This is a genomic window from Variovorax sp. V35 (assembly GCF_041154465.1).
GTDB classification, from domain to species: domain Bacteria; phylum Pseudomonadota; class Gammaproteobacteria; order Burkholderiales; family Burkholderiaceae_C; genus Variovorax; species Variovorax boronicumulans.
Map to the genome: position 1 here is coordinate 4,595,880 of NZ_AP028666.1, position 12,321 is coordinate 4,608,200.

9 protein-coding genes are annotated in these 12,321 nt (G+C 62.1%); 5 read left to right on the forward strand and 4 right to left on the reverse strand.

Annotated elements, in window-relative coordinates; translation table 11 throughout:
* Window positions 1-402: 402 nt before the first annotated feature.
* The 5 genes from ACAM42_RS21265 to ACAM42_RS21285 all read left to right on the forward strand — a co-directional run bounded on the left by ACAM42_RS21265 (window position 403) and on the right by ACAM42_RS21285 (window position 7,439).
* Window positions 403-1,662: an AAA family ATPase gene (locus ACAM42_RS21265; RefSeq protein ID WP_369629292.1), complete on the forward strand. Its 1,260-nt coding sequence runs from the start codon at window positions 403-405 to the stop codon at window positions 1,660-1,662.
* 17 nt (window positions 1,663-1,679) lie between these two features.
* Window positions 1,680-2,432 (forward strand): DUF4435 domain-containing protein, encoded by a 753-nt coding sequence (locus ACAM42_RS21270; RefSeq protein WP_369629293.1) that lies wholly within the window; start codon window positions 1,680-1,682, stop codon window positions 2,430-2,432.
* A gap of 909 nt (window positions 2,433-3,341) precedes the next feature.
* Window positions 3,342-3,842 (forward strand): sigma-70 family RNA polymerase sigma factor, encoded by a 501-nt coding sequence (locus ACAM42_RS21275; RefSeq protein WP_369629294.1) that lies wholly within the window; start codon window positions 3,342-3,344, stop codon window positions 3,840-3,842.
* Window positions 3,839-4,819, forward strand: coding sequence for a FecR domain-containing protein (locus ACAM42_RS21280; RefSeq protein WP_369629295.1), 981 nt, complete (start codon window positions 3,839-3,841; stop codon window positions 4,817-4,819). Before ACAM42_RS21275 ends, ACAM42_RS21280 begins: the two co-directional genes overlap by 4 nt.
* A gap of 151 nt (window positions 4,820-4,970) precedes the next feature.
* Window positions 4,971-7,439 (forward strand): TonB-dependent siderophore receptor, encoded by a 2,469-nt coding sequence (locus ACAM42_RS21285; RefSeq protein WP_369629296.1) that lies wholly within the window; start codon window positions 4,971-4,973, stop codon window positions 7,437-7,439.
* A gap of 45 nt (window positions 7,440-7,484) precedes the next feature.
* Here ACAM42_RS21285 and ACAM42_RS21290 read toward each other — a convergent pair whose 3' ends face one another.
* From ACAM42_RS21290 to ACAM42_RS21305, 4 genes are all read right to left on the reverse strand, one after another.
* Window positions 7,485-8,372, reverse strand: coding sequence for a hypothetical protein (locus tag ACAM42_RS21290; RefSeq protein WP_369629297.1), 888 nt, complete (start codon window positions 8,370-8,372; stop codon window positions 7,485-7,487).
* A gap of 708 nt (window positions 8,373-9,080) precedes the next feature.
* The gene (locus ACAM42_RS21295) at window positions 9,081-10,952 is read right to left on the reverse strand and encodes a hybrid sensor histidine kinase/response regulator (protein WP_369629298.1); all 1,872 of its coding nucleotides are present in this window, start codon (window positions 10,950-10,952) and stop codon (window positions 9,081-9,083) included.
* Between the two features lie 56 nt (window positions 10,953-11,008).
* A complete protein-coding gene (locus tag ACAM42_RS21300; RefSeq protein ID WP_260684864.1) occupies window positions 11,009-11,686 on the reverse strand; it encodes a response regulator transcription factor in 678 nt (225 codons plus the stop codon).
* Between the two features lie 194 nt (window positions 11,687-11,880).
* Window positions 11,881-12,237, reverse strand: a complete 357-nt coding sequence (locus tag ACAM42_RS21305) for a hypothetical protein (RefSeq protein WP_159271376.1) — start codon at window positions 12,235-12,237, stop codon at window positions 11,881-11,883.
* Window positions 12,238-12,321 lie beyond the last annotated feature (84 nt).

Genomic DNA, 12,321 nt, shown 5'->3' on the forward strand with positions numbered 1-12,321 from the left:
TCTGGACACTCGCTGTATAGGTTGCATCGACCGTTTGAATCCGTCAGCGAAAGCAGTCTTCAGTTTTGGGATGCGAACGACTGAGCGCGCGAGCTCGAAGGAACGCTTGGGCGGTGCGGCCGGAAATGGCCGTTGTCGTGCCAGCGGGTGGCCTTAGTTCGACATCATGGCTGCAAGTAGCACAGCGATCGTGTCAGACCTCATACGGTTGATCGGAGGGGGGGCGGCGGCCAAAAAGTTCGGCCGTGCCACCGCCGAATTTCCTCTATCTAATGACCTAGCCTTAGCTGAGTCCATCGGCCAGTGTGTGCCGCGTAAGCAGGTTGATAGAGGACCTAGTGCATATCCTAGAGCGCGCTCCCACATCCATTGTGTAACATGTACTAACAAACAAGGACTGTAGTGAAAGTTCAAAAGATGCGGATTAAGGGGCTGAACAATGCCCCAGGATGGATTGAAATTTCATTTCATGAGGATATTAATATCCTCACTGGAAGAAATGGAGCCGGCAAAACCACCCTTTTAAAATCGATTTGGTATGGTGTCAGTGGGAATATCGAGCACCTGATTCGTGAAGTGGTTTTTGAGGCCTATGAAATAGAAACGTCGTCCTATTTTCTGAGCGTAGAGCGTAAGGAATCTGGATCCGCAGATGTTCGCAATATAGAGTCGTACACAATACAAATCAACGACAAACGAGGGCGGGCCTTGGCGCCAAGGAAAACCGAATCACGGGACCGCATTGAACGTGGGATGGCTGCGGGCGCTGTTAATATTGCCAACCACATCACAGTAGGGATTGACGATAACACGTCTGTATTTTTTCCCACCTTCAGACGCATCGAAGGGGGATTTGGAATGGCCGAGGTAGAGGCGCCGCGATACAGCCGGGCTCACTATTTGCCGTCGTCGCAAATGCAAGAAGCCCTTGAGGCACTTTCTGGATTTCTGACCACTCCCGGCCACCAATTTGTTGCATCTACATCGACATCTGATCTGAAAGTGCTTCTCAATAGCAAATACGCAGAGCTTTCAAACAGGGTCAATAATGATTCAGAAAATCTGCTTAAAAACATATTTTCTCTTGTGCGAAGAAGTCACGAATATTCCACGCCAAACGAATTTGATGCAATCTATGAGTCCAGAAAAACCCTGCATGATATCAATGCGGCGGCATCTGAATTTGAAGCACGTCGGGAAAAAACATTTGCCCCGTTTGGCGTATTGCTTAAATTGGTTGAAAGTATGCTTTCCCACAAAGGTGTTCGACTCACGGACACCCTAATTGCCGGCGATGCGGCCAAGGCAATCGATTCGACAAAGCTAAGCGCGGGCGAAAAGCAGATGCTTAGCTTCCTCTGTTATAACGCGTTTGCCTCTCAGAGCAAAATATTCATTGATGAGCCCGAGTTGAGTTTGCACGTCGATTGGCAGCGACAACTGGTCAGAACACTAGTTTCCCAGCAGCAAGAAAATCAATTTTTCATCGCAACTCACTCGCCATTCATTTATTCGCAATATGCGGATAAAGAGATTGTCATCTCGCCTGACCGCGGATTTGAAGACGAGCTCCCGTTCGACGAGGCGGTTCTTGAACCACCAATAGATGGACCGTACTCGGAGTTTGACGCTTCAAGCGGCATATGGCGGTTCGAATCATGAGTGGACCCACGCGGTCTATGACCGTCGACGAGATTGTTTCTACTCTAAGACACGGGAGTCTTTCCTATTTGGTGGTGGAGGGAAAAACAGAGATGCAACTGTACCGGCATCTCGTCGCCGGCGTTCAAGCTGGAGCCCTCGAACTACAGGTCTGCGATGGCCGTGACGCTCTACTTGCAATTTATAAACGTCGAAATGAATTTGCGCGAGTTCGCGTGATTTTCGTGGCAGACCAAGATTTGTGGATACACCAGCCGTCCCTTAAGGCCTCGTATCCTGATGTGATTTGGACAGACGGCTACTGCATCGAGAACGATATCCTTCAAGCTTATCCAATAGCTGGAAAATTTCTCGAAGCAGATGAGCGAGCCAAGCTTGATGCCGGTCTTGACGTTCTGATTGATTGGTTCGCCTTTGAAGTCAACGAATTTTTGAACGGGCGGGATGCTGAAACTAGGCACGCGGTGCCGAATGTATTTGATAAAAAAATTGAGGCGATGTGTGAGCATTTCGCCGCACGCAGAGGTTGGGTTGCGCCGCCGCCCGCCGTACGCGCAGCCTTGCGAGCGGATCCATGGCGCCTCATCCGCGGAAAGCAGTTGGTGCACCTGCTGGCGCGCCAGTTAGACAAGGTAGGGAGGGTGCCGCGCTACGGGCCAGCGGCGATTGTGGACATCTGCATTCGTTCTGGCACCACCCCCTTAGGCGGTTTGGCCAACCAAATTCGTGCCCGGCTCAAGCCACCGTCTCCTACGCAGGCAGCGGCATAGCGGCGGTGAAAGCTGCCCCGGCCTGTCCCTCACCACACGGAGTTCATGGACGCACACGGAGCGACCCACCGGGCTACCGTCAGCACACTCCTCCCGCGTGCTGAAACCTCGATGGTGTCGCCTTCCTCACTGACTTAAGCGGCCATGGCGAGATAGCGCTTTGCAAGCGAGCGGCTGCTTTTGGTCCCGGAGCATAAGTAGGTCGAGGCGTTCCAAAGCAGCCCCACGGGGCAACACAGAGTTGGCTGCGGCTGGGCCTCAGTTCTAAGGTGGGTGCTGGTTTCTTACGACTGTCCGACCCTTGCCCGTTCAAAAGTCTCGTCCTGAGGCATCGATGCGCCAAAGTTTGTTTTCGATCAATGGTTTAGTACTGAGGAAGAGGTCGGACCGATGCTGTCGCTTCGCGTCCGACCTTCGGTTTGAAGGTCGGACAGCGCCTTTACGGCTGATCGAGGCCCGCAGCGTCATTTCTCCATCATCTCAATGGATTAGCCCACCGATGTAAAACGACCGCCCTGTGGCCCATCGCCCAAGGGCTTTGACACTGCGGCTTGCCCGATGAACTGCGCGAGAGGGCGCGTGCTTCTCAGATGAAGTTGGTGGCGTGCTGGCAGCGACCTAGGCCGAAGCGTCGCTCAGTTCGTACCGAGGCTGGCTGAGTTCGTGTCAAAACTGCTGCCTAGGCTGCTCATTCCGTTTCAAATCGCCATACCAGCGAATGCAAGCTCTAAGGGGCCGTATTTCCTTGTAAATCAACTACTTGCATGAAATTAGGCTAGTGAACTGCCTGTGTCAAAACGGATGCACCCCCACATGCGCTGCGCAGCATGCCGAACGCTGCGCGCAGCGCGCCAGGCCGCGATGCTCTTAAAATGAGAGTAATTCTCAATTGCATCGCCTTCCCTCTTCATGCCTTCCGCCGACACCCACACCGTGCACGCGCTCTACACCGAGCATCACGGCTGGCTCAGCACGTGGCTGCGCCGGCGCCTGGGCTGTGCGCACAGCGCCGCCGACCTGGCGCAGGACACCTTCGTTCGCGTCCTGCTGCGACCGCAGGTGCTGCCCACGTTGCGGGAGCCGCGCGCCTACCTGACGACGCTGGCCAAGGGCGTGGTCAGCGAACACTGGCGCCGGCAGGCCCTGGAGCGCGCGTACATCGATGCGCTCGCGCAGGTGCCCGAGGCGCTGGCGCTGTCGCCCGAAGACCGCCTGCAGCTGCTGCAGACGCTGGAGGCCATCGACGCGATGCTGGACGGCCTGCCGCCCAAGGCGCGCGAGGCTTTCGTGCTGTCGCAGCTCGAAGGCCTGACCTACGCACAGATCGCCCAGCGCCTGGCGGTCAGCGAACGCACCGTCAAGCGCCACATGGCCCTGGGCTTCGCGCATTGCCTGGCGCTGGTGGAATGAGCGCACGGCCACCCGCATCCGCACCCGACAGCGCCGCGCTGGGCGAGGCCGCGCAATGGCTGGTGCGGCTGCACTCCGGCCGGGCAGGCGAAGCGGACCACGCGGCCTGCGCGGCCTGGCGCCATGCGGACCCGGCGCACGAGCGTGCATGGCAGCGTGCCGAGCGCCTGTCGCAACAGTTCGGCGCCGTGCCGGCGAACATCGGCGTGCCGGTGCTGGCGCGCCAGGCACGCGGCAACCGAAGGGCCGCACTGCGCACGCTGGCCGTCCTGGCGACTGCCGCGCCGGCCGCCTGGCTCGCCTGGCGCCTGGCGCCGTGGGACAGCTGGACCGCCGACCACGCCACCGCCACCGGTGAACGGCGCGACGTGCGGCTGGCCGACGGCAGCCGCGTGCTGCTCGACACCGGCAGCGCGATCGACGTGCGCATCGACGGCACGCAGCGCACGGTACGACTGCGCGCGGGCGCCATCCGGGTCACGACCGCGGCCGACGCGCGCCCCTTCATCGTGGAAACGGTGCAGGGCCGGCTGCGCGCGCTCGGCACGCGCTTCACCGTGCGCCTGGGCGAGGACGCGCACGAGACCGCATCGCCCGATGTGCGTCTGGCCGTCACCGAGGGCGCGGTCGAGGTCACCTTGCGCGGCGCGTCGTCGCCTGCGGGGATCGTTGCGGCCGGCCGGCAGACCGTGTTGAACGCCCAGGGCGCCTCGGCCCTCACCGCCGTCTCGCCCGAGAGCCAGGCGTGGACACAGGGCGTGCTCTACGCCGAGAACATGCGCCTGGCCGACTTCTGCGCCGAGCTGTCGCGCTACCGGCCCGGCCTGCTGCACTGCAGCCCGGAGGTGGCGAACCTGCGCCTGTCCGGTGCGTTCCAGCTGCGCGATACCGACTACGTGCTGTCGATGGTGGCCACCACGCTGCCCGTGCAGGTGCTCACGCGCACGCGGTGGTGGGTGACGGTGGTGCCGGCCTGAGATCGAAAATTTTTTCGCTGATTCCTGTCCCTTTTTGAAGCCTGGTCGGGCAAGCCATGGAGCCGTGCTGCGAGTACGGCAAGAACAGGACCACCGAACCATGGCATTGCCCTCCTCCCGCACCGCGCCCATGCGGCCACTTTCCCTTTGCATGCCCGCGCGCCCGAGCGCCGTGACCCACGGCGTGAGAACCCTCTGCCTGGCCTTCGCGCTCGCCGCTTCGGGCGCCGCGACCGCACAGGCGAACCCGCCAGCAGCCGCCACCGCGGCCTACGACATTCCCGCAGGCGCACTGGGCCCGGCGCTGTCTCGCTTCGCCGCACAGGCCGGCGTCACGCTGTCCTTCGAACCCTCGCTGACAGAAGGCCGCCGCACCGGTGGATTGCGCGGCACCCATGCGGTCGGGGACGGCTTTTCGCGACTGCTCGCGGGCACCGGCCTCGAAGCGGTCGCACGCGCAGGCGGCGGCTACACGCTGCGTCATCCGGCACCCGGCGCGACCCCATCGGCCGCACCGGCGGACGCGCAGAGCAACCTGCTCAGTGAAGTGCGCGTCACGGCGCAGGCCGAGCGCAGTGCGATCACCGAAGGCTCGGGGTCGTATGCCAGCCGCATCGTCACCGTCGGCAAGGGCGAGCAGACGCTCAAGGAGATCCCCCAGTCGGTCACGGTGGTCACGCGCCAGAAGATGGACGACCAGAACCTGCACACCATCGACGACGTGCTGGCCCAGACCACCGGCATCACGATGTACGACAGCCCGATGGGCGGGCGTTATGTCTACTCCCGGGGCTTCCGCGTGGACAGCTACCAGTACGACGGGGTGAACCGCGCCTTCTACTACCCCCAGGCCAACAGCTTCACGAGCAGTGCCGCCACGCTGGATCGCGTGGAGGTGGTGCGCGGCGCCACGGGCCTGCTGCAAGGGGCCGGCTCGCCCAGCGCCACGATCAACATGGTGCGCAAGCGGCCGACGGCCGACAAGCAATTGCAGTTCTCGGCCAGCGCGGGTTCATGGAACAACTACCGCGCGGAGGTCGACGCCAGCGGCCCCCTGAACGAAGCCGGCACGCTGCGCGGCCGTGTCGTCGCGAGCGGCAACGACCGCGACTACTTCTACGACACCGCGAAGAGCCGCACCGGCGTGCTGTACGGCGTGCTCGCCGCCGACATCGGGCCGCAGACCGTGCTCACCCTCGGCGTCAGCCACGAAAAACTGCGCGCCACCCCGTTCTTCCAGGGCTTGCCGAGCTACAGCAACGGCGCCGACCTGCACCTGCGCCGGTCGACCTACCTGGCGGCCGACTGGAACCGCTGGAAAAGCGCACAGACCTCGGCGTTCGCCGAACTCGCGCACCGCTTCGATGCCGACTGGTCGCTCAAGGTCACCGCCGGCTACGTGCGCGAGCAGCAGGACATCAAGTACGCCTTCCCGCTGGGTGCCGTGAATCCGGTGACCCTGGCGGGCAACGTGATGTACGGCGGCCTGTTCGATTTCAAGACCGACAACAAGACGCTCGACCTCGCCGTCGACGGCAAGTTCGACGCCTTCGGCAGAAGGCATTCGGTGAGCTTCGGCGCCAACACCGGACGCATGTTCAACCACAGCGACTTCTCGCTGATGCAATTGGCCGGCGTTGCCAACAACGTCTTCGCACCGGTCTCGGCGATCGCCGAGCCGAGCGACGCGACCTTCGTCGCCAGGCGCTACCGCGGCGGCGACACCGAGACGCGCATCACCCAATCGGGCGCCTACGGTGTCGCGCGCCTGAGCCTCAGCGATCCGTTGACGCTGGTTGCCGGCGCCCGTGTCACGCGCTACCGGGCCAGCGATCGCGACCGCATCACCGGCGACCCGGCGACCGCGCCCTATCGCGAAAACGGCGTTCTGACGCCCTATGGCGGACTCATCTACGCCCTGACTCCGCAATGGTCGGCGTACGTGAGCTATGCCGACATCTTCCAGCCACAGAACGCGATGACCGCCGCCGGCGACATGCTGCCTCCCGTCAAGGGCCGCAACTACGAGGCGGGCCTGAAGGGCGAACTGCTCGACGGTAAGGTCAACGCTTCGCTGGCGCTGTTCCGACTCGACCAGAACAACCGGGCGCAGGAAGACCTGGTCAATGTCTGCACGAGGAGCACCTACTGCTCCGTGTCCACCGGCAAGGTGCGCAGCGAGGGACTCGACGCGGAGATCAGCGGCGAAGTGGCGCGCGGGTGGCAGGTGTTCGCGGGCTACACGTTCAACCACTTCAAGTACCTGAACGACACGGCCAACGCCGGCATCGATTTCGCCAGCACGTATTCACCCAAGCACATGGTGCGCGTGTGGACCGAGTACCGACTGCCCGGCGCGCTGAACGCCTGGACGCTGGGCGGCGGCGTGAACTTCCAGACCGCTAGCTCACGCACCACGGGGTCCATCAAGCTGGAGCAGGCCTCGTACGCGGTCTGGAGCGCGCGTGTCTCCTACCAGATCAACCGCAACTGGTCGGCCGCACTGAACGTGAACAACCTGTTCGACAAGACCTACTACCAGACCGTCGGCGCGCCGGCCTGGGGCAATGTCTACGGCGAACCGCGCAGCGCCATGGTGACCTTGCGCGGCAACTTCTAGACAGGATGGCCGCCTGCCCAGGCAGGCGGCCCCCATGCCAGATGTCTAGGGGAAAAGAACGGCGCCTCCGCGATTGAGGTCCGCCAGCAATGCGCCCTGAACATAGACCGCATAGTCGGCGAAGAACATCGCGGCGCCCCCGCTCGCTCCGGTAGGAACACTCAGGCCGGCGTAGAAAAATCCTTGGCTCGCCTGGTCATTAAGTCGCGCGAGTCCTTCGGTCGTATTGATATCGACCGGGCCTCCAGGCATTTCATCCGAGAAGCGATAGGCCACCGCCGCGGGCTTGCTGCTGTCGAGTTCGTAGGTATTGAAAACGCCTCGGACGGGCTGTCCGCTGCGGTTCGCAAAGTACTCGAAATAGCCCCTGTAGCGGAATCCGCTTTGACCGCGGCTGGTGAGTTGCGGCTTGGGATCGGAGACGATGGGTTCGAACGCGTAACTGTAGGTCGCCCCTGCGGCTGCAGAGCTTTTGACGACGATCGCATTCACGCTCGGGCTGAGACCCAGCTCCGTATTCAGGAAGCGATAGCCTTCCTGTCCCCACGCATTCAACTGGGCGATGAAGTCTGCCGGCATCATCAGATCGAAGCTGAACTTCCGATAGGTGTAGGTGACGGGCTGACTTTCGTTCTTGACCAGGATGAAGCTGGCCTTGCGGATGGCGTTGAGGGAATCGTCCAGGGTGTGCGTCTCCCCCACCAGGTGGTGCAGCACATAGCCCTTGGCGCCCTCGTCTTCCAACCGCTGCAGCAGCGCGTTGCTGGCCCCGTCCCAGCCATCGCGACCGGAGAAGGTGAGCGTGAATTCCTTGTAGCTGTATTTGTGGTTGGTGGCTTGCGGATTGACATACAGCGAATTGCTTCCCACGGGGCGCATGCGGACACTGCCCTTGGCGCCCTGGTCGTTCAGTTGCTGCACGACGGCCGGCACGGATGCAATGTAGGAATCCTTGTCCCCGTCCCAGGCGGACGGGAGCGTCTCATATTGCGCGGGTGCAGGTGTTCCGGGTTCCTGGGTTCCAGGTTCTTGCGTTCCTGGGCCTGGCGTTCCAGGCCCCTGCGTCCCGGGCCCTTGCGTTCCAGGGCCTTGTGTTCCAGGCCCTTGTGTTCCGGGGTCGTCCGTTCCAGGCCCGATAAGCCCCACGGGGAAGCCACCTCCACCTCCGCCCCCGCTGCCACCCCCACATGCCGCAAGCATCAAGGCGACTGCCGTTGCAGCAGCCACTGCAGATTTTCTGAATTTCATTCCCTTGCCTTTCAATTTTGTCGAAGCCAATGCTGCCGATATGGCAACGTTGTCCATGGCGATCGGGACTCCCAACGTGGCCCGTCAGATCGCCGTCGACGTTTGTATGGCTGGCGGGAGAAATTTCCCCATGCCGAAAGTCACACAACCTGAAAGCTATGGGAATTTGATATTTGTTTGTGAGGCAGTTATGACTAATGGGAACCATGAGATCGGAAGAGAGACGGCGTCTTCTCTTTCCAATATCGAGAGGATGCACGTGACGATTCGGGATTTTCCTTCCCGATCTATTTTTCTCACCTGACTTTGAAAAGAAACGTCTTGGCAAGGCGTCTCTGAAACTGGAATCGGCCCACCAGGCGAACAGCGCCGTGGCAATGACACCGCAGACAATCAGGTAACCGGCGACGGGTCTCTGAAGTAGCGGGTCGCCGGAGAAAAGATCCGTGCCTGCCCCGTGACGGATGTCAATTCCGCCATCGCCTGCAGGAGCGCAGCGGCGCTCACCGGCTTGAACAGCATCGGCACCCCCGATGACTGTGCACGCCGCAGTTGCTGCGGGGCTGTCTCGCCAGTTATCAGTAGAAGGGGAATGTCGAGCTGAAAGCGCTCGAGCAAGCGCAGGCCGACCTCGAGTCCATCTCCCCCGTCGGCCAGCCGGTAGTCGCACAAGAGCATCGAGAACGGAAGGCTTTTCGCATCCGGGTGCATCAATGCTTCGACCGCATGCGATTCGTCCGTCACAGCCACCACATCGACGGCGTGCGCGCGCAGCAGTGCCGCCATGGCCAGGCGAATCTCCGCTTCGTCGTCGATCAGCAGCACCGGCCCGTGCAGGTTCGGTGCAGCAAGGCTGCGATGCGCGGGCATCTCCAGTTCATCGAGCAGCAGCTCGGCCGGTGCGGTGATCGCTGCCTCGGCTTGCGGCAGGACCACGCGGAAATGCGTGCCACGTCCCGGTCGCGAGTGCACCTCGATCGGGTGAGACATCAGGTGCGACAGCCGCTGGACGATCGACAGCCCGATTCCGAGTCCGCGCGCCCGGTCGCGGCCCGGGTTGTCGACCTGATAGAACTCCTCGAAGATGCGGCTCAACTGCTCAGGCGCAATGCCGACGCCGGTGTCGCGAACCTCCAGCCACACCTTGTCTCCTCGCCGCCGCGCGACCACGCTCACACCGCCCTCGTGGGTGTACTTCAAGGCGTTGTCGACCAGATTCGAAAGCAGGCGAAACAGCAGCTGGATGTCGCTGCGCACCCACATGCCACTGGCACGGACGCGCAATTGCAGGCCCTTCTGTTCAGCGTAGGGGGTGAAGGTCTGGTTGAGGACAAGAAGCAGCGCATCGAGTTCCAGGGCCTGCGGTTCAGACACGACGACGCCTGCATCGAGATGGGACACGTCGAGCATGGTGTCCAGCGACGCGCCGAGCGCGTCGACGGCGCGCATCAGGCGTTTGGCATTCGTTCTTTCAGGATGGTCGTGCAGTGCGGTTTCCATGGCCGCGCCGAACAGTGCAATGGCATGCATCGGCTGGCGCAGGTCGTGACTGGCCGCGGCAAGAAAGCGGGTCTTTTCCGCGCTGGCTCGCTCCACGGCGGCGATGCGTTCGCGCAACTGTGCGGCGAGCATCTCGTTCTCGAACTGCAACATCAAGGAGGCTGTCAGCCGCTTGTTCTGCTTCACCCCTTCGTGCAGTGTCAGTACCAGATTGGCGAAACTGAAGAGCGCCAGAAACCAGTGCAGCATGCCACCGTGCCAGATCAAGGCAAGAATCAGCCCGCCCATCACGGGGATGCCGCAGCCGAACATGGCCCCCTTGATCGGCCAACGGGCCTGAATGGCCCGGGTCCAGCTGACCATGATCACGACGATCACAACGGTCGTCATTGCCGGGCTCTGGATGAGCACGAGGAACAAGGCGCATGGCAGCGCCGTGGTCACGCTGACCAGCGTGACGATCCACGTGTAGCGGCGCGCCCAATGGTGGCTTTCGGACAAGGGGACATCCGGCGTCCACCGCGGCGCAAGCAAGGCATACAGATTCATCGACACGACGGCGGCGACCATACCGATCACCAGCAGGTGGTGGGTCGAATCGATGTTGAAGTAGCCGAAGATGCCAATGGCAATGGCGAAGCCGATGTGCGCACAGGTGGCCGTCGTGTGCGCGGCATACACCGAGGCCACGTGTTCGCGGAGCACCCGATGGTCCAGATCGGCGGCCGCCGGGGCCTGATGCATCGATCGGGCAGCGTCATTCATGAATTGGCCCTTCGTTCTTGTTTCTTCGACGATCGCGTTGCACCTCCTCCGGTGAATCAACGCAGGCTGCTGATCAGTTCCGCGCGCGATTGCACACCGAACAGCAAGAGGATCGTCGAAACATAGTTCTTCACCGTGCCTTCGCGCAACTCGGCCAACAGTGCGATCTCCTTGTTGGACTTGCCTTCGAGAATCATCTGCAGCACACGCGCCTGGCTTCCTGTCAGCGAACTCAGGGCGCCACCAGCGGCACGGCGGGGTGCCCGCGCAACCCACCTGGACGTACCTGGCAGGCCATCGACAACGTCTCTCCCGAGCAGGCCGCAGGCACGGATGAAGCTCACGACCTCCTTGAGGTTGGCCGATTTCGGCAAGAACGCGCTGGCGCCCTGAGCCAACGCACTTTGCGCAATGGCGTTCTGGGCCAGCGCGGTGGCGCCGGCGCCCGACAACGCGACCACGCGGGCCTGCGGATAACGCTGGAGAAAAACGGACACGCCGCTCAGGCCTCGTGTGTCAGGAAGTGCCAGATCGAGCAACACCAACCCGATGCTCGCCTGAGAGCGCTCATACACAGCCAGTGCCTGCGCCATGCTGCTGGCTTCGAAGACCTCGACCGCCGGCCCGTCGGGCGAAGCCTGCGCCTGGAGCAAGGCACGCACGCCCAGGCGCACCAGGTCGTGGTCGTCCACGATCAGGATGGCTGATGCCCGGGTCGACACAGGAATGCTCATGGCGCGCATGTTAGGGTCATGCGCCGCCGGCCGAAAGTGACGAAAGTCAACTCACCAGCAGACCTTCACTCCTTTTTCAGCCCGATCTGCAGCGCAATCTGCCCGAAGCGCGCAAGGTCTGACCGGGCACCAGTGGTTCATTGCTTTGGTCGTCGAGATGCTGGCGCGGGAGCCGGCTGCATGCACTGCGCGGGCTAGGCCCGGAACCAGATCCTGAGCGTCACGTACATCGCATAGCCCAAGCCCAGCACGCACCACGCCAGGAAGAACAGGTTGGCCCAGTAGTCGCCCGCATGCGCCGCCAGCGTGTAGACCTGCCCCACGCAACCCTTTCCGACGCAGGGCACCTCGCCCCGGACCAGGGCGCGCAGCATGGCGAAGAAGAGGTAGCAGGTCACGCCAGCGGTCAGCAGGAATCCGACGGGCCCGACGAGCCCCTGGGTGAGTTCGCCCTTCTCATCGCGATAGCCCTTTCGCAGCAGCTTCTGTCCGTACCTGTACCAGGCATATCCGAGCAGGAGCATCAGGGCGTAGTAGAGGAAGGCGCGCATGGGTCCTGTGATCGTCGGGGTGTGGCGGGCGTGAGTGCTTCGGCAATGATCGTAGCCGAGCAACTCACGCGCGCCACCCGCGCC

Bases quoted from the DNA above. Each gene is read 5' to 3' on its own strand.
- ACAM42_RS21280 (WP_369629295.1), top strand. From the start codon at position 3,839: ATGAGCGCACGGCCACCCGCATCCGCACCCGACAGCGCCGCGCTGGGC.
- ACAM42_RS21295 (WP_369629298.1), bottom strand. From the start codon at position 10,952: ATGAATGACGCTGCCCGATCGATGCATCAGGCCCCGGCGGCCGCCGAT.
- ACAM42_RS21305 (WP_159271376.1), bottom strand. From the start codon at position 12,237: ATGCGCGCCTTCCTCTACTACGCCCTGATGCTCCTGCTCGGATATGCC.
- ACAM42_RS21275 (WP_369629294.1), top strand. From the start codon at position 3,342: ATGCCTTCCGCCGACACCCACACCGTGCACGCGCTCTACACCGAGCAT.
- ACAM42_RS21300 (WP_260684864.1), bottom strand. From the start codon at position 11,686: ATGAGCATTCCTGTGTCGACCCGGGCATCAGCCATCCTGATCGTGGAC.
- ACAM42_RS21270 (WP_369629293.1), top strand. From the start codon at position 1,680: ATGACCGTCGACGAGATTGTTTCTACTCTAAGACACGGGAGTCTTTCC.
- ACAM42_RS21285 (WP_369629296.1), top strand. From the start codon at position 4,971: ATGCCCGCGCGCCCGAGCGCCGTGACCCACGGCGTGAGAACCCTCTGC.